General features: G+C 63.8%; 17 protein-coding genes. 8 read left to right on the top strand and 9 right to left on the bottom strand.

Annotation, left to right across the window (positions count from 1 at the left end; translation table 11 throughout):
- Positions 1-2 precede the first annotated feature (2 nt).
- Together GOB90_RS01090 and GOB90_RS01085 are read right to left on the bottom strand one after the other, a co-directional pair.
- Positions 3-341, bottom strand: coding sequence for a cell division protein ZapA (locus GOB90_RS01090; RefSeq protein ID WP_146890677.1), 339 nt, complete (start codon positions 339-341; stop codon positions 3-5).
- A 2-nt stretch (positions 342-343) separates the two neighbouring features.
- On the bottom strand, positions 344-919 hold the full coding sequence (locus GOB90_RS01085; RefSeq protein ID WP_206752459.1) for a hypothetical protein: 576 nt from the start codon (positions 917-919) through the stop codon (positions 344-346).
- Positions 920-987: 68 nt separating this feature from the next.
- On the opposite strand from GOB90_RS01085, the gene GOB90_RS01080 reads away from it, so the two are divergent.
- Positions 988-1,503: a hypothetical protein gene (locus tag GOB90_RS01080; protein WP_173571870.1), complete on the top strand. Its 516-nt coding sequence runs from the start codon at positions 988-990 to the stop codon at positions 1,501-1,503.
- Positions 1,504-1,570: 67 nt separating this feature from the next.
- The gene (locus GOB90_RS01075) at positions 1,571-2,263 is read left to right on the top strand and encodes a thiamine phosphate synthase (protein WP_183187335.1); all 693 of its coding nucleotides are present in this window, start codon (positions 1,571-1,573) and stop codon (positions 2,261-2,263) included.
- Positions 2,264-2,276: 13 nt separating this feature from the next.
- Here the strand turns inward: GOB90_RS01075 and GOB90_RS01070 are convergent, their stop codons facing one another.
- Together GOB90_RS01070 and GOB90_RS01065 are read right to left on the bottom strand one after the other, a co-directional pair.
- A complete protein-coding gene (locus tag GOB90_RS01070; protein ID WP_173571868.1) occupies positions 2,277-3,782 on the bottom strand; it encodes an FAD-binding protein in 1,506 nt (501 codons plus the stop codon).
- Positions 3,783-3,974: 192 nt separating this feature from the next.
- A complete protein-coding gene (locus tag GOB90_RS01065; RefSeq protein ID WP_173571867.1) occupies positions 3,975-4,916 on the bottom strand; it encodes an NrtR DNA-binding winged helix domain-containing protein in 942 nt (313 codons plus the stop codon).
- 465 nt (positions 4,917-5,381) lie between these two features.
- On the opposite strand from GOB90_RS01065, the gene GOB90_RS01060 reads away from it, so the two are divergent.
- Positions 5,382-6,059, top strand: a complete 678-nt coding sequence (locus GOB90_RS01060; RefSeq protein WP_146890686.1) for a carbonic anhydrase — start codon at positions 5,382-5,384, stop codon at positions 6,057-6,059.
- 64 nt (positions 6,060-6,123) lie between these two features.
- Positions 6,124-6,948, top strand: coding sequence for an endonuclease/exonuclease/phosphatase family protein (locus tag GOB90_RS01055; RefSeq protein WP_264812685.1), 825 nt, complete (start codon positions 6,124-6,126; stop codon positions 6,946-6,948).
- Positions 6,949-6,955: 7 nt separating this feature from the next.
- Here GOB90_RS01055 and GOB90_RS01050 read toward each other — a convergent pair whose 3' ends face one another.
- From GOB90_RS01050 to GOB90_RS01035, 4 genes are all read right to left on the bottom strand, one after another.
- On the bottom strand, positions 6,956-7,891 hold the full coding sequence (locus GOB90_RS01050; RefSeq protein ID WP_146890693.1) for a transglutaminase family protein: 936 nt from the start codon (positions 7,889-7,891) through the stop codon (positions 6,956-6,958).
- The gene (locus tag GOB90_RS01045) at positions 7,888-10,518 is read right to left on the bottom strand and encodes a circularly permuted type 2 ATP-grasp protein (protein WP_146890696.1); all 2,631 of its coding nucleotides are present in this window, start codon (positions 10,516-10,518) and stop codon (positions 7,888-7,890) included. Before GOB90_RS01045 ends, GOB90_RS01050 begins: the two co-directional genes overlap by 4 nt.
- A gap of 151 nt (positions 10,519-10,669) precedes the next feature.
- Positions 10,670-11,779, bottom strand: coding sequence for a zinc-binding metallopeptidase family protein (locus GOB90_RS01040; RefSeq protein ID WP_173571866.1), 1,110 nt, complete (start codon positions 11,777-11,779; stop codon positions 10,670-10,672).
- 87 nt (positions 11,780-11,866) lie between these two features.
- Positions 11,867-15,274 (bottom strand): transglutaminase family protein, encoded by a 3,408-nt coding sequence (locus tag GOB90_RS01035; protein ID WP_146891425.1) that lies wholly within the window; start codon positions 15,272-15,274, stop codon positions 11,867-11,869.
- Between the two features lie 132 nt (positions 15,275-15,406).
- Here GOB90_RS01035 and GOB90_RS01030 point away from each other — a divergent pair, with 132 nt between their 5' ends.
- Positions 15,407-16,162, top strand: a complete 756-nt coding sequence (locus tag GOB90_RS01030) for a phosphohydrolase (protein WP_146891422.1) — start codon at positions 15,407-15,409, stop codon at positions 16,160-16,162.
- Between the two features lie 324 nt (positions 16,163-16,486).
- On the opposite strand, the gene GOB90_RS01025 is transcribed toward GOB90_RS01030, so the two are convergent.
- Entirely contained in the window at positions 16,487-16,696 is a 210-nt protein-coding gene (locus tag GOB90_RS01025) for a hypothetical protein (protein WP_146891418.1), read from the bottom strand.
- Positions 16,697-16,878: 182 nt separating this feature from the next.
- On the opposite strand from GOB90_RS01025, the gene murJ reads away from it, so the two are divergent.
- Genes murJ through GOB90_RS01010 form a run of 3 tightly spaced genes read left to right on the top strand, consistent with a single transcriptional unit; the run spans position 16,879 to position 20,154 of the window.
- Positions 16,879-18,444: a murein biosynthesis integral membrane protein MurJ gene (gene murJ / locus GOB90_RS01020; RefSeq protein WP_146891415.1), complete on the top strand. Its 1,566-nt coding sequence runs from the start codon at positions 16,879-16,881 to the stop codon at positions 18,442-18,444.
- Positions 18,441-19,670, top strand: a complete 1,230-nt coding sequence (locus GOB90_RS01015) for an MFS transporter (protein ID WP_146891411.1) — start codon at positions 18,441-18,443, stop codon at positions 19,668-19,670. The genes murJ and GOB90_RS01015 overlap by 4 nt, the downstream gene beginning before the upstream one ends.
- Position 19,671: 1 nt before the next feature.
- The gene (locus tag GOB90_RS01010) at positions 19,672-20,154 is read left to right on the top strand and encodes a GNAT family N-acetyltransferase (protein ID WP_146891406.1); all 483 of its coding nucleotides are present in this window, start codon (positions 19,672-19,674) and stop codon (positions 20,152-20,154) included.
- Positions 20,155-20,543: the final 389 nt, after the last annotated feature.

Raw genomic sequence — 20,543 nt, 5'->3', positions numbered from 1 at the left:
ATCTAGTCGTGCTCAAGCGTTGCCGCAATGGCTTCCGTGCGTTCTGCGAGCAAAGAAATCTGTTCGAGCAGGCGGGCGTTCTCTTTTGTGGCCTGTTCGCCGGCGATAATGGCGTTGTGTGTTTCCACCGGCAGCTTTTCGGCTGAGACGTCCGAGATTTCGTCGGCCATCAGCAGGGCGGCCAGGACGAGGACTTTTGCCTCGCCGCTGAAACCGAGATTGCGGACGCGGCTGACCCGTTTTTCGACTTCCTGCGCCATGGCGAGCAGGTGGCGTTCCTCGCCCCGCTCACAGCCGATTGTGTATGCGTAGCCGTTAATACGAACAGTGACCTGCGGCATGCTCATCCCTCCCCGCCGTGGCGTTGTTCGTTATAGTGTTGTCCTGGCGCGACGTCAGATCCGTTGCCGGGCTCGCTCCATCCGGGTTCATTCCATGAGGATGAAGGGTTATGGGAGTCCGGAGCGGGGGCGTTCTGCCAGGGGTCTTCCGTCCATGACGGATTATTGTTCACGTCGGCATTGTTGTTGCCGGGCGGATCGTCGTAACGGGGCGCCGGATTGTAAGGCTCGGTCCAGGGTTCGGCGGGGGCCGGTTCCGCGGCATGGACGGGCGGGGTTTCCTGAACGTACTGCGTGTCGGGAACGTAATGCGTGTCGGACGCTGCCGGTTCCGGCTTTTCCGTGCCGAGGACATCCTGGATTCTGGCCATCAGCAGATCGATGCTGGCGACAACTTTTTCCAGATCCGGACCTGGCGCGGGGGCGACCGGTTCAGGTGGCGGAGCCGGCGCGACTTTACGTTGTTCCAGCGCGAAGGCGATCCGGTCCAGGGCTGTGCGGAGCCTGCTGATCGGGTCGGGGATGACCGGGCTCACGACCATCGGGTCTTCCTGTCTGTCTTCGCCTCTGTCCGACACTTGTGCAGCCCTGCCTGTATGTTGAAATACAGGGTTACAGATCACCCGCATGGGATGGAAGGTCAAGCATGATCAGCACGCTGTCATCCGGAAAGAGCAACGAAGAGGCGAACGCGCGGGATTGTGTCATTTTTGAGGTGGGTTCGGTGGCCGGAGCGCGTCTGGCTCTGGCTCTGGCCCGGGATGCCGGCGTGGCGCCGGTTTTGCTGTCTCCTCCCGATGCGGCGTGTTTCATGGGGTCTCCGTGGTGGCTTGCGCTGATGGCGGCTGTCCGCGACGAGGAGGAGTCCGTGACGGGTGCTCCGGCATTTATCGACATTCTCGATTGCGGGGCTCAGGCGGGACGTGCGGTGGCGGCGCTCGGGCTGGGGCAGGCCCGGATCATTCTGCATCCTGACTGCCCTCAGCACCGTCAGGCCGGTGTTCTTGCTGCCTCTCTGAATGCCGAAATGTTTTCACATCGTCCGGAAGTTTACATTACGGCAGCGGATTTACGTGCCGGGCGTGTGTCTGCGGCCCTGCTTTTGTCTTCGGGCCGGCTGTCCGGTGACGGATCGCGCGGTGGTCTTACGGAACGGGGGTGAGCCCGCGGGCGATGTAATTTTCGGGACTCGTAGACAGGGAAACGCTTGCGGAGCATATGCGGTGGTCATGACGGACAGCACGATGACAGCAGCGCAGAATGAAACACCGGACGAAGGCGCACGATCCGAATTATATCTTGTGACGCCGGTTATTTCGGACGCCGCGCAATTTCTGCCCCGGCTTGAGCCGGTGCTCCGGGCCTGTCCGGTTGCGGCGATAAGGCTCCGGCTTGCGCCGGGGCCACGTGAGGTACAGGCCGGCGTGATTGAAGCGCTTCGCGGGCCGATCCAGGAGCAGGGGGTTGCTCTGATGCTCGACGGGTTGCCGGCACTGGCCCGCGCGACGGGCTGCGATGGCGCTCATGTGGATGCGTCGGATGTCGTGGCGGCGCGGAAGGCGCTGGGAGACGATCTGCAACTTGGCGCGTTCTGCGGCATGAGCCGGGATCTGGCGATGCAGGCGGGTATGGAGGGCGCTGATTACGTTTCTTTTGGTGCGTTCAGCGAAACATCCGATGCCGAAGCTGTAGCCCTGCTTCGCTGGTGGACAGAGGTGATGGAATTGCCTGCTGTTGCTGAATATGTGGTGTCGGGAACGGAGTCTGAGGGGACTGCCGTGGCGGATCGGCTGATGCGGACCGCAGACTTCGTTGCGGTCGGGACTGAGGAGGACGGCGCGGAGGCGGCCGGCGGCGTCTGGGACGCGCCTTTCACGCTGTTACGGACGATCGGCGCTGCGTCGCAGGGTCTCTTGTCCTGAGGCGGTATGCGGTTCAGGTCGTGAACAGTTCCGTCTTCGTCGGCGCGTCCGGTGACCAGGTGATGGGATGATCTCTGCCGACCAGTCTGACGGCGGTATGGGCTTCGGTGGCGGTGAACGAGGTATGGCGGGCGATTGCATCCGGTTTCGGGAAGTCGGCCCGGAAATGCGCGCCGCGACTTTCGTTTCGTTTCAGAGCCGATAAAAACATCAGTTCGGCGACGAGGGCGACATCGTCGTATTCGGCAAATCGCGAGACATGCATGAGGGCGCTGACCAGTGTTTCTTCCGTGCGTGTCGGTGCCATGGCCGCTGCCATGCTCTTTCTGACAACTGGCAGCAGGCCTTTTGTGAGCGACTGATCGGGGTGGATGCCGGAAATATCGCGAAAGGGCACAGGCATCCGGCCGGTGACATCTTCGGCGGCGAAGCGGCTGCAGACCACGGCCTCAAGCAGCGGGTTTCCGTGCAGGACGGACGCACCGTGAAATCCGTTACAGGCGGCTTCTCCGCAGGCCCACAGGCCGGGAAGTGATGTTCTGCCGCTGATCTCCGTTTTGAGTCCGCCGATGTGGAAGGCGGCGGCGGGTCTGACCGGCAGTGACTGTGTTGCCGGGTCGATTCCCCGGGCATGACAAAGGGCAAGAAAGGATTTCAGCGTCGGGTCGGCATTTTGCGTTCCGGCGGCGACGATCTTTCGCAGATCGAGAAAGACTGCGTGTCCGCCTGCTCTTCGTTCGTAAATGGCGCGGGCCACATAGGCGGGGTCGTTCGTGTGGCCTTCGAGTTTCTGTCCCTGCTCGTCGTGCAGAATCGCATCGGGACCATATAATTCGAAGGGGATTGCGACTCCTGAGCCGGGGGTGTTGCCGAGCGACAGGGCGAACGGGTGGAAATGGACCAGTTCCAGGTCTGACAATGCGGCGCCGGCGCGGGCGGCCACGGCCAGACTTCTGCCGATCGCGGTTACCGGGCTGAGACCGTCATCATACAGGCCGCAGGTACCGCCGGACGCGAGGATGACGGCGTCCGTGTCGAGCGGGATCATGCGGCTGCCGGTATCCAGGATGACGCCGCGCACGTGGCCATCGACGACGACCAGACGGCGGAGTGCCGCCGGGGCGAGAATGGTGACGTTCGGCCGCACATGCACGGCGGCGAGGAGGGCCGCGTGCAGGGCGTAACCGGAATCGCGGGCACCCGCCGCGACGGGGATGCCGAAGCGACCCAGCGTGTCGATGACGTTGCCCATGGCGGCGGTGATGCACTGCACGGTTTCGAGGCATGCGAGGCCGGCGGCTCTTTCGAGTGTTCGCCCGGCGCGGGCGGAGGCTGTGTCGTCGGCGCCGAGTGCGGCGGCGACGCCGGATCGGAGGGCGCCGATGCCGGGCTGTTCGGCGCATGACACGAGCACGCAGGGTCTGTTGCCGAAATGCAGCGCGGTCATGAGGCCCGCGACGCCGGCTCCCACGATAACGGGCTGTTCATGCAGGGCGTGCGGATCTGTTCCGGTGGTCATCGGCGTTTCCCTTTCTTCGGGCGACGCTCCGGCACCGGGCGCCATGGCTGCCTCCGGCCGGGATCCCGGAGGTCGGAAGCGGGTGTCTGGCGCGGCGTGGTGACGGGTGTGCGTGGTCGTCGCAGCACGAGTATTTTGCAGAGAATGGTCAGCAAAGGGTTACCGGGGCGCGGGCCATGAGCGCGGGCGGGCTCAGGGGTCGGTTTCCGTCCCGGGGTCTGGCGGGGAGTTCCGCGTGGTTTTTTCACGATCGGAGTGAGGGCCGTCGCCGAGGGGTTTCAGCAGCAGATCGATGGTTTCATAGCGGGCCAGGCCGTCCGCCAGGGGGAGCGCGAGGGGCATGGTCTGCATGGAGCGCGCGACGGTAAAATCGATTCTGAATCGAAACAGTTTGGCCGGACGCCCGGCGACTTCATCGCTGTGGCCGCCGGTGTCTTCCAGAAATCCGCTGTTTATGGCGTTCCGGCGGAAGACCTGTTTGTCCAGCGCCTGTCCGAGGAGGCCTTCGGCGGCGGCCTGAAACTGCGGGATCGTGAACCGGTCCGGCATCAGTTCGGCTGGCATGGACAGCGACCGTAATGGTCGCCGGAGATGGCTGAGGGCGCTTGCCAGCCAGTGGCGACATTCCGGGATCAGGCTGCCGGCGAGGGGGCTCCCCTGCCCTGCTTCCGGCAGGCCGGCCTGATCGAGGATGGCGCATCGCTCGGTGGCCAGTTCGGGGCGCCATGTGCGACCGTTGACCGCGAACAGGATGCCCATGCGGCGACGGTGCAGCAACTGTTCAGGCGTCAGGTCCGGGGAAGTTGCGTCGGCCGCTGTCTTGTACATAAGCTGCGCGCCGAGATACGAGGCCTGTTCGATATCGGTTTCCGAGCGGTGATTCTCCCAGGGCAGGATGTCGTAACAGGGCACCCATCCGGGCTCGTCGAGGCTCATGCGTGTTGTGACGAGGTGCGGTATTTCGACGATCCGGGCGGCGCCGTCCGCCTGTGTCACGCGCACGGGCAGCTGTTCGGCGTTCGCGGCGGGGAAACGCCTTTGCCGTGTAAGGAGGCTTTCCAGCACGGCCGCTATTGCCCCTGCGCCCGTATGTTCGAGGACAGCTTTTGGCAGGCCGCCGCGCGTGTCTGTCATGACATGCGGCTCTCCTGCGCTGAGTGCAATCGGGACGGCAATGATGATGATCCGGTCTCCCTCCCGCATTTATGGACGGATCATCGTAACTATGCCTTCGGGCCACCTTATATCCGGGCAATAATGCCTGAGGACGCGGCGCCTGATGCCCGACGTCTTCGCTTACTTCCGCCGTCCCCGCTTCCTGCCTGGTCCGGCCGGTTCTCCCCTGTCCGGCTGCTGGCGATTATACGGCTCAATCATCGGGATTGCGCGCGCACCCGAAAACATTGCGGCATAAGCACGGCAGGACAAGCAGAACTGTCACTGCAAAGCAATCATCCGTGCCAGTCATATGTCCCGGGGTTTCGTCTCTGTTACAATTTCTGTCTTTCAGGAACTCCGTACCATGATGAGCATTCTTGTTTGCGCGACGGCGTGATACTGCGTGATGTCTGATGTCGGCCTCTTACATGGAGAAACAGAATGGCGAATAAAACCGCTAAAGACAGTCTGATTGCCCTTCTGCACGGCGTCGAATATTTCAATACGCACGTATTTCCAGAGAAAGAGGCCCTGTTTAAGGGGCTTGCGGAAAGTCAGGCGCCGGGCACGCTGTTTATTGCCTGCGCGGACAGCCGTGTGAGTCCGGGTCTGATCACACAGACGGACCCTGGAAATCTTTTTATCCTGCGTAATATTGGCAATATTGTTCCGGCCTATGGTGAAATGCTTGGAGGCGTTTCGTCGGCGATTGAATACGCAGTACTGGCGCTTGGAGTTTCCAGTATTATTGTCTGCGGACATTCGAATTGCGGCGCGATGACGGCTCTGCTCAATCCGGAGAAGCTGGAGAACATGCCGACGGTGAAATCCTGGCTGCGGAATGCCGAGACGGCGCGTGCCGTGGCTCTGGCGAGCGAGAATGCGGGGCCGGCGACGGTCAGAAGTCTTGCCGAGCAGAATGTACTGTTGCAGATCTCTCATCTGCGGACGCATCCGTCCGTCGCGGCGGCTCTTGCGCGCCGGAAACTGATCCTGCAAGGCTGGTTTTATGATATCGGCACGGGTGAGGTTCTGGTTCTCGACGAAGAAACGCGCAGGACGATTTCCATCGAGACCGCTATTTCACGTTTACAGACAGCGCCCGCGCAGGTCGGCTAAGGGCGCGCCGGCTGCCGCCCGGGCGGGGATTGTTTTTTCCGGTCTGCTGCTGGTTCTGCCGGTTGTGTGGCAGCCGGGGGCGGGGTTTGCGACTTCTCTCAAACTTGCGACGTGGAATCTTGGCTGGCTGACATCGCGGGCCGCGGGCGATCCGGCGTTACCCGATGGTATTTACCGGCGGAACGATGCCGATATTGCGCGGCTTGCGGCTTATGCCGATCATCTTGACGCCGATATTATCGGGTTTCAGGAAGTGGATGGCGCGCCGATCGCGGCGCGCGTATTCCGGCCACCCGGTTACCGGATCATCATGTCGGGCGATCATGTGGCGCAGCAGGTTGGCGTGGCCATTCGCGGTTCGCTGAATGTCACACAGAATCCTGTTCTGACGGCGCTGAATGTTTATCCGCCCGATGCGCCTCATGCTTTGCGCAGCGGGCTGGATATTACGGTCAGTGATGGCAGGGCGTCTCTGCGTCTGCTTGTCGTGCATCTCAAGACGGGTTGCTGGGAGAATACGTGGACGGAGCGGCAGCATGCCTGTCCGACGCTCAGGAGTCAGTTTGCCGTTCTCGATGACTGGGCGCTTGAGCGGAATGATTCGGGGGAGGCGTTTGCGATTCTCGGGGATTTCAACCGGCGCATGACGGCGGGCGATCCTTATTTTCTGTCTCTGACCCGGGATACGCCGATGCGGCTGACAACGGCGGGGCGGGCGAGCCCGTGCTGGGGCGGGGAATATTTCATCGACCATATTCTGCTGGGCGGTCAGGCGCGCGACTGGCTGACGGCAGACAGTCTGCGTGTGATGACGTATCGCGATCCGGGCGTGACGCCGGCTCAGTTATCGGATCATTGCGCGGTATCGGTCAGGCTGGCTTTTCCGTAGCCGCGGGTCAGGCGACGATGCCCGGTTCCATGTCGGGCGGGACGGCGCCGAGGGCCTGGAGCGCGGGGTCATGGTCCCATTCGTCGGCCGGAACGAGATCCACGCCGACGCGGAGGGAATCGTTGCCGCCGCCGAGGATCAGGCCTCTGACGGGACTGATATCGGCGTAATCGCGTCCCCAGCCGAGGACGACGTGTTCGTCGCGCACGACGATGCCGTTGGTGGGGTCGAGCCCGATCCAGCCATGCTCCGGTCCGAGCCAGACGCCGACCCAGGCATGGGACACGTCGGCTCCGAGGCGCCGTTTCTGCCCTGGTGCGGGACGGGTGCGGATATAGCCGGAGGTGTATCGCGCGGGCAGGCCGAGCCGGCGCAGGCCGCTCAGCATGAGATGGGTGAAATCCTGGCAGACGCCTTCTCTGCGGGTCAGGATTTCGTCGATGGTCGTTCGCAGGGAGGTCACGCCGGACCGGAAGCGGAATTCGCTGAACACCCGCCGATTGAAGTCGAGCAGTCCTTCGAGGACCGGCCGGCCGGCGGGAAAGGACTGAGCGGCGTAGGCGCCTGCGGCGGCGGAGGCGGGGCACATCACGCCGTCGAAAAGATATTGCGAGACGTCGGAATCCTGCAATGCGAGGGCTGCCGCGTCTTCCCAGGCCGGGGTGAGTCCGACGGGTGGCAGAGGGTCGAACAACACCTCCACTTCCGACGTGGCGACGACATCGAACCGGCTGTGGGGGGCCTCGTGGAACAGCCAGAAGATCCGGTTGCCGAAGTGATCGGCGCCGGCGCGGCGGCGGACCGGCAGGGGGTCGCAGTCGAGGCGGGTCCAGATGACGCGCTGGCCGGGAAAATCGCGCGGGGTGACGTGGAGCACATGCGAGGCCAGCTCGACGGGGCTGCCGTAAGTATAGGACGTGGCGTGACGCACGCGGTAAATCATGCGCCGGTCTCGTCCGGTCTGTCGTCTTCCGTGATGCCGACGACGCGCTGCGAGTGCAGGACGGCGAAATAGCAGCGGCCGATTTCCGTGGAGAGCAGCATGACCGAGGCGTGTGCCTGGCGCAGGGCTTCCGGCAGGGCGGCGGCGGCGCGGTCCTGATCCGGGTCGTTCATCACGGAGGAGACGAGGCAGGAGAGCATTCCGATGATGCTACCGGCGGAGGCGGCCAGTTCCGCCGAGGCCGCGCGCTGGGTGGCGGGGGCGGCGCTTTCGTCTTCCGAGGCCAGTTCCGAGAGGGAGTCGCGCAGGGCGGCGAGCTGGAAGCCGACGCCACGGGGATTATCGTCATCGAGCAGCAGGAGGTCGAGCACGGGGGCGGGCTGGACGACGCTGAAATAACGGGAGCGGTAGGTGATGACGCTGTCGCAGAGTTCGAGCATGAGTCGCAGCGCACCTTCCATGCGACCGCGCTGATGGACGTCCGGCTGTTCGAGGATGCCGGCGCAGCTGATCAGCACCGTGGCGGCGCGTTCGATGCGGCGTCCGAGGTCCAGGAACTGGCGGCCGCCCGAGCGGACCATGTTTTCCGCGGCCAGGCCGGACAGGGTGGCGCCGTAGGCCAGCAGGCGCCCGGTGAGTCCGTTCAGGAAATCGCGCATGCGGGCGGAATCGCTTCGGGAGGGCCGCTTTTCGATTTCGCGCAGGATGGCGTGTGCGTTGTGGGTGATGAAATCGCGCATCTCGCGGGTCAGCCGGTCGGTCAGTTCCGGCACCAGGCGGATGATTTTGCGGAGCAGGCGGACGAAGAGCCCGTCCGGTCCGGCGGCGGCGGACAGCTCCCTGATCATGCCGGCCACGGCGTAACCTGAGAAGGAGACGTCGCTGATGAGCCCGGCGCTGCGCATCTGACGCATCAGAACGTCCAGATCGGCGCGCTCGCGGGGGGACGGGTCCGGTCCGGACAGGTGGGCGAGGACGACGTGGAGGAGTCTGGCGGCGCCTTCGAGCTGTTCGAGATAGCGGCCGAGCCAGAAGAAATCGTCGGCGGCGCGGCTGGGAAGGTCGCCCTGGGAGCGACGGATGGGAAGCGGGCGCGCAAGCGTGACCGCGTGTTCGCGTGGGGCAAAGCGTTCGTCGGTTGTGACCCACACGTCTTTGGTGAGTTGCGACCCGGCGATCGGTTCGATGGTGACGGCTTCGCCCTCCGGGAATACGCGGCCCGTTCCGCCGGGGAGCACGGTCCATTCCGTGCCGTCGAAGGCCGCGAAGAGGCGGAGCACGACGGGTGCGGGCACGATTCCTTTTTCGGCGACTGTCGGCGCGACGGAGACGACGGGTTCGCGGTAGGCGATGTAGCGCCAGGGGGCGGCTCTGACCTTGTTTTCCAGGGTTTTGCGGCGGGTGGCATCCTGACCGGCGAGTCTGTGCACGGGGAGACCGGCGTTCAGGGCGGAGGCGATGATCCAGCGGGCGCTGTCGTCCTGCGTGTCGTCCCCTGCCCTCACCTCTGGCGGGAACAGGGTTTTATCGAGAAACGCGTGACCGAGAGCGTCGCCCAGCCAGATTGTTTCGATGTTTTCGAGCAGCGGGGCCTCACCCAGCAGGTGGCCGCAGAGCGGGGCCAGGAACGGGGTCAGTCCGGGGGCTTCGACAAATCCGACTCTCGGATCGTTCAGCAGCCGGACCGATCCGGCGCGGGCGGCATCGAGCAGGCCGGCGATTCCGGCGGTGCCGTGGCCTTCGAGTTCGAGGGGATCGACCGTATCGGCGTTCTGGCGGATGAGGAGCACATCGACACGGCGCAATCCGCGGATTGTTTTGAGCCAGAGTTCGCCGTCTCGCACGGTCAGATCACCGGCTTCGGCCAGGGTGCAGCCGAGTTCGCGGGAGAGGATGACGTGTTCGCCCCAGTGGGGGCTGGTCGGGCCGGGGGTCAGCAGCGCCAGGCCGGGGTTGGAGGTCTCGTTCAGTCCGTCCTGCTGGAGGGCTTCCTGCCATGTGTCCAGAAACGGGGACAGGCGGCGCAGTTCCTGACCGGTGAAGAGTTCCGGGAAAACGCGGGTCATCTGCCTGCGGTTTTCGATGGCCAGGCCGGCGCCGTTGGCGCGGGAGGCGCGATCGGCCAGCACGCGCCAGCTTCCATCCGGGCCGCGCACCAGGTCCACGGCGTAGAACGAGAAGAACCGGTCGGGCAGCGGGGAGGCGCCGTCTGGCGTGCCGCCGCGCAGGAAGCCGTGATTGGCCCAGACGAGGCCGGGCGGCAGCAGGCGTTCCGCCAGGATGGTTCGCGGGCCGAAGATATCCCGCAGGATGGCTTCCTGGAGTTTGACCCGCTGGATGATCCCGGCCTCCAGGGCGGCGAACTCATCGGCCTGAAGGATCAGGGGGATCGGGTCGCAGAGGACGCCGAACGGGCCTGTGGCTTTCTTTTCCGGGGAGGATGACAGGGTGTCGGCGGCGGGGACCGGCATTCCGGTCTGATCGGAGAGGGCCAGGCCGATGTGATGGCGCCGCGCGACCAGTTCTCTGTGACCGATATCCGAGATGATGCCGAGCAGGCGGCGCCAGTGTGGACGTACGCCCCCGCGGCCATCGACCATTTCATCAATCGGTATCGTACCTGTCATGCGTGCCGTTCTAGGAGGTTGCCGTCGACACGCGCAATCCTGACTTTTCATTCAGCTTCTGAAAAGCGCCTGGCGGACGGTCTGCTGTCAGGGTGTCCGCGCTGTCCGGTCGGGAAACTGTGCGGGGCGGGATCTGTGCGGGTCGGGGACTTTATGAAAACGGCAGGTGATGAACCAGCCGGTGAATGAAATGCAGTTTGTTTGCGATCGCGGGGGTAATGACGAAGGGGTAAAGATCCTGCTGTCCCATGGAGCGGTTGAGCGAATTGACAGCGAGGGTCAGGGGCAGCCAGGCCTGAAGGATCTGGTCGAATGAGCCGGCTTCGTAGGGGTCGAACTCGAAATGCTGTGTGAGGCTGTCATCCCGGACGACGGACGGATCGACGGCGATGCCGTAGGCGACGGCGGTTTCCAGCGTATCGACGATATGCAGGTAATGGGCCCAGGTCTCGGCGAAATCTTCCCAGGGGTGGGTTGTCGCATAGGCGCTCACATACTGTTCCGGCCAGCCGGCGGGTGGTCCGTTCTGATAATGTGCCTGCAACGCGGCGCCGTAATCCTGTGAATCATCGCCGAAGACTGCGCGGCAGGCATCGGTATTGCCTGCGTCGCGGACGAGGACATTCCAGTAATAATGTCCGACCTCGTGCCGGAAGTGGCCGAGAAGCGTGCGGTAATGTTCGCCCATTTCGACACGCATTTTCTCGCGTTCGACATCGTCGGCTTCGCGCAGGGCGATGGTGATTTCGCCCTCGTCGTGGCCGGTCATGATTTTATGCGAGGGGTCGCCGTCGGCCGGGTCATCGGGGAAGTTGAACATCAGGCCGCCGGTCGGGTTTTCGGCGCGGGACTGCATGGGCAGGTTCAGTCTGAGCAGGCTGTAAAACAGCCGGTGTTTGGCCTGTTCGAGTTTGCTCCAGCGGCCCTGGTTTCCGTCTTTTGTCAGATCGGGGATGACGTGGTTGTAGCGGCAGGCGACGCAGAACGTGTCCGTGGAGCCTTCCGGGAGCAGCCAGTTGCAGACATCGTATCCGGCATTGGCGCAGAAGCGGCGTGCCGGCGCGGCGCCACGCCGGGCGGCGGGCAGCCAGTCCCCGGTTGCGGGGCCGCTGGCGGGCGCGGCCGGATCGTCGCCGCCGGGGTCGAGAGCGAGCATATTGAGGCTCTCGCTGCAAAAACCGAGCCGTCTTGAGCATTTTTCGCAAAACGTATTCTCGAAGAAGACGATCTGCCGGCATCCCTGACAGACGAAGAGTTTCATAATCGGTCGGCTCCCGCCTCTGTTACCGGATCGTTTCGATGAACGCAGGAACACATCGTTCGTTTCCCTGCCCCGCCCTGCTCCGGGTCAGAACCGGCGCAGGTCGAGTGTGCGGGGCTGTTCGAGGGAGCGTTCCGTTACGGGGATTTTCATGGTGCCGGGGGTGTGTCCGAACGGGAAGAATCTGATGCGGCGGCGGGCTTCCGCCTCGTTTGCGTTAACCGGGCGGGTTTCGTAGCTGCGGCCGCCGGGGTGGACGACGTGATAGGTGAGGCCGCCGATGCTGCGGCCGGACCAGGTATCGCAGATGTCGAACACCAGCGGGGTTTCGACGCCGATGGTCGGATGCAGGGAACTGGGCGGATTCCAGGCTTTGAAGCGGACGCCGCCGACATATTCGCCCTGTCGTTCGGTGCGGCTCAGCGGGACGCCGACGCCGTTGCAGGACAGGATGTAGCGTTCATCGACCCAGCCGGAAACGAGGACCTGGACGCGCTCGACCGAGCTGTCGACGTAGCGGGCGGTGCCGCCGGCGGCCGGTTCTTCGGCGAGTGTGTTCCAGGGTTCGAGGGCGGTGCGGAGTTCGAGGGTCATGCCGAGTTCGGAGACGGAGCCGATTTCGGGGAACCTGAATTCGAAATGGGGCAGGAACCAGTCGGCGTCGAGGGGGGCGCCAAGCTGGTTCAGTTCGGCGATGGCGTCCCGGAAATCCTGTTCGACGTAATGGGGCAGCATGAAATCGTCATGGAGGCGGGTGCCCCACCGGATGAGGCGGCGTTCGTAGGGCGTTTTCCAGAAAGTGGCGATGCAGGCCCGCATGAGAAGCGACTGGGCGGCGGCCATCCGGTGGTGTGGCGGCATTTCGAAGGCGCGGTATTCCACGAGGCCGAGGCGGCCCGAGGCGCTTTCGGGGGCGTAGAGTTTGTCGATGCAGAACTCTGTACGGTGGGTGTTGCCGGTGATGTCGGCGAACAGATTGCGGAACAGGCGGTCTGTCAGCCAGGGCGGTGTGAGGTGCTGCCGGCTGACCTGCCGGAAGGCGATTTCCAGTTCGTAAAGGGAATCCTGCCGGGCTTCGTCGATGCGGGGGTGCTGTGAGCTGGGGCCGATGAACAGGCCGCTGAACAGGTAGGACAGCGACGGGTGGTTATGCCAGAAGCTGACCATTGACCGGAGGAGGTCGGGGCGCCGGAGGAAGGGGCTGTCTTCCGCCCTCGCCGCCCCCATGACGACGTGGTTGCCGCCGCCGGTGCCGACATGGCGTCCGTCGAGCATGAATTTTTCGGCGATGAGGCCGACGGAGCGGGCTTCGTCATAGAGCTGGCGGCTGCGGATTTCGTATTCGTCCCAGCTTGCGGCGGGGTGGACGTTGACTTCGATGACGCCGGGATCGGGGGTGATGGAGAAGGACGGAACACGGGGGTCGCGCGGCGGGGCGTAGCCTTCCAGCACGACTTTCCGGCCGGTTTCGGCGGCGGTCGCTTCCACGGCGGCGCAGAGGTCGAGCCAGTCTTCGATGGCGCTGAGTGGCGGGAAAAAGACGTGCAGGATGCCGTTGCGGGTCTCGACGGTCAGCGCGGTGCGGACTTCGTCCGGCTCCTCACGGTCGATGGCGAGGAGGTTTTCGTCGAAGGCCTGAGCGGTGGTGAGGCGCCATGCCTTGCGGACCGGATAAGGTGGCAGGGCCGGAAGATCGGAGAGTTGCGGCACGGAGCCTTCGGGAGGGCGTCCGGAACGGGCGATCAGGTCGGGCACGGAGGCGCCGTAGACTGTGCCGGTGCGGCGGACGAAGGACGGGTGGGGCGGAAGCGGGGTTTTCGGTGCGAAAGGATCGGCCTCGACCTGCTGGTCGATGTGGTCGGCTTCGGCCCAGGGGAGGCTTTGCAGCGGCAGGCGGAAGCCGATGGAGGCGTCGCCTGGGACAAGGAAGATGATGTCGCCGCGCAGGAACCAGCGGCCGGACTGCCAGCGGCGCGTGCCGTTCTGCGGGACGACGCGGAGGGGCAGCACGAAGCCGGACTCGCGGGACAGGCCGCGCTCGAAGACGCGGGCGAGGCGGTCGCGTTCCAGCGGATCGTTGAGTTTCGAGTCTTCGGCCAGGACGTTGGCCGGGAGGCGGTGTTCGCGCCAGAGATAGTAGTGGATGTCTTCGTAGGCGGGGGTGACCAGTTCCGGATCGACCTGGAGTTTTTCGGCGAGGGCGCGGGCGAAGCGGCGGGCGTCGTGCCCGGTGGCGGTGTCCGTGTCGTCATCCAGGGCGAGCAGGGAGCGGTCGGTCCAGACGGGTTCGCCGTCCGCGCGCCAGTAGCAGGTAAGCGCCCAGCGGGGCAGCTGTTCGCCGGGGTAGTGTTTGCCGAACAGGGTCATGAAGGCCGAACCCGGAGACCACATGGGCATCAGGCGGCGCAGGAGGCGTCCGGCATAAGCGCGTTTGGTCGGGCCGAGGGCCTCGATATTCCATTCGGGCGCGTCCATGTCGGCGGCGGCGATGAAGGTGGGTTCACCGCCCATGGTGAGGCGAACGTCTCCGGCGTTCAGCCGGGCATCGACCTCGTCGCCGGCGGCGAGGATGGCGCGCCAGGTGTTCTCATCGTAGGGCTTTGTCGTGCGTGGGGTTTCGGCGATGCGGCGCACCTGCATGTCGAAGCCGAAGGTCGTTTCGCATTTTTCGACACCGCCGGAGATGGCGGCGGCGGAGGTGGGTTCGGGGGTGGCCGCGAGGGGGATATGGCCTTCTCCGGTCAGCATGCCGGAGGTGGCGTCCAGGCCGATCCAGCCAGCGCCGGGGAGATAGACTTCGGCCCAGGCGTGCAGGTCGGTGAAGTCGGCCTCCGGTCCGGCGGGGCCTTCGACGGGCTTTTCGTCGGCGACGAGCTGGATCAGGTAGCCGGAGACGAAGCGGGCCGCGAAGCCGAGATGGCGGAGGGTCTGCACCAGCAGCCAGGCGCTGTCGCGGCAGGAACCTTTACCTTCGGAGAGTGTCTGTTCGGGTGTCCAGACGCCGGGTTCCATGCGGACGACGTAGCTGATGCGCTTCTGAACGGCCTGGTTGAGGGCGACCAGCATATCGACGGTATGCTGTTCGGTGAGCGGGATTTCGTCGAGGAAGGCCGAGAGTTTCGGACCGGGTTCATCAAGGTTGCGATAGGGCGCGAGTTCCTGGTCGAGGACGTGATCGTAGGTGAAGGGCCAGGTTTCGGCCTGGGGTTCCAGAAAGAAGTCGAACGGGTTGATGGTGGCCATATCGGCGACGAGATCGACGGTGACGTGGAAGTGGTCGACTCGTTCGGGGAAGACGACGCGGGCCTGCCAGTTGCCTGACGGGTCCTGCATCCAGTTGATGAAATGCGGTTCCGGTTCGATTTTGAGGGCGTAGGAAAGGATATTTGTCCGGGCGTGGGCGGCGGGACGCAGCCGGATGATCTGCGGTCCGAGTGTGACCGGGTGATCGTAATCGTAGGTTGTTTTGTGAGTCAGGGCGACATTGAGTGTCATCTGTAATCTTTCCAGCGCCGTTCGTGAGACGAGTTAAGCCCAGCACCGGCGCGGCTGACAGGCCTATTTCGTTGCGGTCTCAAAAAAATGTTGATCCCGGAGGACGGACCGGGCTGCCCGGAGGGAAGGACGATGAAAGAAAAAGCGGAGACGACCAGGAGCGATGCGATGACCGGAGGTGAGTTTGGCGGCTGGACGGAGATGAAGCTGTTGCCGGGCCTGACTGTTGTGACCGGGGCGGCCGGGCCTGCGTTTTCCGATGCGGTCGAAGCGCGTGTGACGGCCATCTGGGATGAGGCGAAGGCGGCGCGGCCGGAGCTGTTCAATGGCCGGATTTTTTCTGCGGACCGGCTCATGCCCGGAAGGATCGGGGGGCACTGGACCGATTATCGTCATGCGCTCGCGCAGATGCGGGACCCGCTGATTTTCGGAGACCGGCCGTTACGGCAGCTGGCGGTTTGCGGTGCGCTGCGATGTGCCGATGGGTTTGTGATGGCGCGGCGCGCTGCGTCTTCCCTGTATCTTGGAGGATTCTGGCAGTCGCCGCCGGCGGGTACGGTCGAGGCGCGGGACGGCGACGATTCTGTCTGTCTGGCGGATCAGATCGCGGCGGAGGCGGAGGAGGAGTTGGGACTGACGCGGGAGGATCTGGAGATCGGCGAGCCGTTGCTCGCGGTGACACATACCGGGACCCACATCGTCGATATCGGGATTCCGCTGAGGACGCCTCTTTCCGGCGACGAAGTACGGGAGCGGGTGTCTGCCCGGGGCAACGGGGAATATGACCGGATTGCCGTCATTTCCGACGCGGAGCGGCGTGACTGGGAAGGACGGCGGGATGTGTTGCCGACGACACGGAAACTGGGTCGGATTCTGAACTGCCTGTAACTCTGTTGCGCCTGTGTGAAGCTATGTGAAATTTTCATGTCGGATATACGATTTAAATTTACCTGAAGGCCGCAGGCTGCTAATCTTCATAGCAGAACCTCCTCAGGAGCATCGCCATGGTCACCCGGATCGCACGCATTTTCTCAAGCAGCCTCGTAGCTGTGCTCGTGGCTGCTCATGATCACTCTAAAAATGCAGTGCCGGTCACCCCTGCCGATAAGTAATCAGGGCTGACGTTCGGAACGTCGCGGCGAAAGCGCCGGGCTGACGTGACCGGAATGGTCTGCAAAGTTAAGAAAACCCGCCTTTCCGGCGGGTTTTTTTTCAGATGGCGATCCAGATTGCGCCCAGAATGAGAATGGTGCCCAGGGCGACGAGCGCGAGGATTCCGGCTGCGTTGCCGGGCATGACGTCGGGCATTTCCAGTGCGAAGCGCACGGCGAAGGCCAGAAACACGGCGCCGAGTCCGATGGCCACCATTCTGACGATGGCTGTCGAGGTGATCGGCGATCGGGGGAGCCTGAACTGTGTCATAATCGCAACTCCGGCGTGAGGCTGACTAAACGACGGTCTCTCCTATAGCAGTGCGCGGAGCGGAGCCATACCGGCAAAAAGCTCCGGGGCAACGCGGGGGCAGACCCTCCGGGCAAAAATCCGATGAAAAGTCTTTGATCTGCGGTCTTTCCGGCAACGTCATGGGTTCTCTATAAGCGCTCATGCTTAAAGGATTCTTCTCAGTCAGTGTCTGGACGATGCTCAGCCGTGTTCTCGGTCTGGTTCGTGATCAGCTTTTTGCTGCTTTCATGGGCGCCGGGCCGATGCAGGATGCGTATCTGGTGGCGTTCCGGCTGCCGAACATGTTTCGTCGTCTGTTTGGCGAGGGGGCGTTCAACGCGGCGTTTGTGCCGCTGTTCTCTTCGATTCTGGCTGAAGACGGCGAGGCGGAAGCGCGGCTGCTGGCGCGGCGGGTCTTTGGTGTTCTGCTGACCTGGCTGATCACTCTCTGCATTCTCGGCGAGATTTTCATGCCGAATGTTCTGCGGGTGATTGCACCGGGGTTTGTGGCCAACGGGCCGCAATATGATCTCGGGGTGACGCTGAGCCGGATCACGTTCCCCTATCTGGTGCTGATCTGCGCGGCGGCGCTGGTTTCGGGCGTGCTGAACGGGCTGCACCGGTTCAGCATGGCAGCGGCGGCTTATCTGGCTTTCAATGTCATCGGCATTGCCTTCATTCTGTTTGCGACACCTTATTTCCCTTCCGTGGCCCATGCGGCGGCGTGGGGTGTCACGGTGTCCGGTGTGGTGCAGCTGGGGTTGCTGATGATCGCGGCGCGGCGGGCCGGGTTTGACATCACCCCCCTGCCCCCCCGTCTGACACCGCGTATTCGTTTGCTTGGGCGCCGGATGTTGCCCGGGCTGATCGGGAGCGGTGTCACACAGATCAATCTGACGATCGACACGATTATTGCGACGTTGCTGCCGACGGGCAGTGTGTCGCTGATGTATTTCGCCGACCGACTGAACCAGCTGCCGCTCGGGGTTCTGGGGGCTGCGGCGGGGACGACGCTGCTGCCGGTTCTGACCCGGCATCTGGCGGCGGGCGAGCATGACGAGGCGCACCGGCTCCAGGGGCGGGCTCTTGATTACGTGCTGATGCTGACGCTGCCGGCGATGGCGGGGCTGATCGCGCTGGGCACGCCGATCATGCAGGTTCTGTTTTCGCACGGGTCGTTTACGCTGCTGGACGGCACGCTGGCGGCGCAGTCTCTGCGGGCCTATGCGCTGGGGCTGCCGGCGTTTGTGCTGATCAAGGTGCTGTCGCCGGCCTTTTTTGCGCGTGGCGACACTTCGACGCCGGTGAAGGTCGGGTTCTTTACGATGGCGCTCAACCTGGTCCTGAATCTTCTGCTGATGCGGCCTCTGGCGCATGTCGGACCGCCGCTGGCAAGCAGTCTGGCGGCGATCGTCAATGTCACGATTCTGTCGATGCTGCTTTACCGACGGGATGCGCTGCGGATCGATGAGGTGGCGCGCAACCGGGTTGTGATGATGACGGGGGCGGCGCTGGCGATGGGAGTTGTTCTGGTGATCGTCAATGTCCTGTTGCCGGTGCCGGTGGCTCACATCACGTTCTGGCTGGGGATGCGTCTTGCGGCAGAGGTTCCGCTGGGTGGCATAGTGTATCTCGTGCTGCTGCATGTGCTGGGCGTGCTGGATCTGGTTTCCGCTCTGGAAAGGCTGCGCAGGCGTCTGATCCGGCGGCGTTCCGCGGCCCGATGAGCGGGCGCAATCATGCGTCGTCGGGTGTGGCCGCCACGGCGGGGATTGCCGGGATCACGCTGCTGGGCATGACGGCGATGGGGATTGCGCTGCCGATCCTGCCGCAGCGGCTGAACGGGGACGCCGGTTACAGTCTGACGTTTGTTGGCTGGATCATCGGGCTGGAATCGATTGCGACGTTGCTGTCGCGTCCGTGGTGCGGGCATCTGACGGACCGGCGGGGCGGGCAGTTCGCGGTTGTGGCCGGGCTGGTTGCGATGATGTTTTGCGGTCTGGCCTACACCGTCTCTGACTTTTTCCTCGATGCGGGCGTTGCGGGGCGGCGGGCCGCGACGGGGCTGATCGTCTCGGGACGGATTTTCATGGGTATTGGCGAGGGACTGGTGATTTCCGGGACCGGGCTCTGGGCGGTTGACCGGGCGGGGCCGGAGCGCGTCGGGCGGGCGGTGTCGTGGGTTGGGCTCGGGCTGTTTGCGGGGCTGGCTCTGGGATCGGTGTTCGGGGCGTGGCTTGACCATGGCCAGCCGGGCGGGTTCAGGCTGGCATGTGTTGTTTCCATGCTGATCCCTCTGGTCGGGATCGGGGTGTCGTTTTTCATCCGGCCCGGGTCTGTCACGCATCATCATGACGCTGCGCCCATTGGTCCGCTGCTTGCGGTGATTCTGCTTCCGGGGCTTGGGCTGTTTGCCAATGCGTGCGGGTTTGCGGCGATTACGTCGTTTCTGGCTCTGGATTACGAGGCGCATGGATGGGGCGTTCTGCCGCTGGGGAGTGCCGGGACCGGGATTGCGGGGTTTGGCGTCGGTCATGTGGCGGCGCGGGTGCTGTTTTCGGATCTGAGCGATCGGGTCCGTTCGCGCTGGCCGGCTGTCATGTGTCTGGTAGTTGAGGCGCTCGGGCTTTGCGTGATCTGGCTGGCGCCGACGCCGGTGATGGCGCTGGCGGGGACGGTTGTGACGGGGTTCGGGTTTTCGATGGGCTATCCGCTGTTGAATCTGCCGGTTCTGGCGACGGTTCCGGCGGCGCGGCGCGGGATGGCTTTTGCGCTGTTCGACGCCTTTTTTGACAGCGGGGCCGGGATTGCGGCGCTGTGTTCCGGCACGGTGGCGCGGTATTTTTCGCTGCCGGGGGTTTTCCTGGTGGCGGCGCTGGCGGCGCTGGCAGGGATCGTTCCGCTGCTGATGGTGCCGGCTGCCCGGTGGCGTCGTGAAACACCGGAGGCGTGAGATGGAGATCAGGGCGGTTCGGGCCGGGGATGACGAGGCGATCCTGGCGATTCTGGAGCCGGTGATCCGGAACGGGGAGACGTATGCGCTGGACCGGGACATGAGCCGGGATGCGATGCTGGCTTACTGGCTGGCGCCGGACAAACGGACATTTGTGGCCTGTGAAGCGGGTCGGCCGGTCGGGACTTTCTATATCCGGGCCAATCAGTCCGGTGGCGGACGGCATGTGTGTAATTGCGGGTATGTAACAGGATCGTTCGTGACGGGTCGGGGTGTGGCGCGGGCAATGTGTCTGCGATCTCTGGAACTGGCCCGTGAGAGCGGGTTTCGGGCGATGCAGTTCAATTTTGTGATTTCCACCAATGTCCGGGCGGTCCGGCTGTGGACGTTTCTGGGATTTGAGACGGTCGGACGGCTGCCGGAGGCGTTCGATCATCCGTCACTGGGGCCGGTGGATGCGCTGGTGATGTATCGGTTTCTTTAACGGACACCTGTTATCATCCTCTGTTGCTGAGCGCCTGCTTTCGCGGTCCGGACGGGCTGTGTTTCACTTCTGATACGGTGCGGGCTCGTCTATCTGGCGAGGTTGAGAAGTTTCCTGTTTCGTGCTGTTTTCCGCCCCGGACTTTCCGGGTGTTCTTTTTGCGGATGAAGATGCTGATGCGATGTGCTCCGGCTGTGTTTGTCCGACCGGGATGAGGGATGACAGCGCGGCATGGAGCTTCGTGGAGCGGGTTCGGGTTTCCGGCATGCTGACTGAGTATCCGGAAGGCAGCAGTTCTTTTGACTGCGGAAGGTCAGCCTCTGGCGGTCTTTTTCCATCTACAAGAAGTTTACAAAATAATATATAATGAGAAATTGTGTAATATTTAA

It is taken from the genome of Acetobacter oeni (genome assembly GCF_011516825.1).
In the GTDB taxonomy this organism is placed as follows: domain Bacteria; phylum Pseudomonadota; class Alphaproteobacteria; order Acetobacterales; family Acetobacteraceae; genus Acetobacter; species Acetobacter oeni.
The sequence above is the reverse complement of the archived record's forward strand: the minus strand, read 5'-3'. Positions and strand labels throughout refer to the sequence as shown.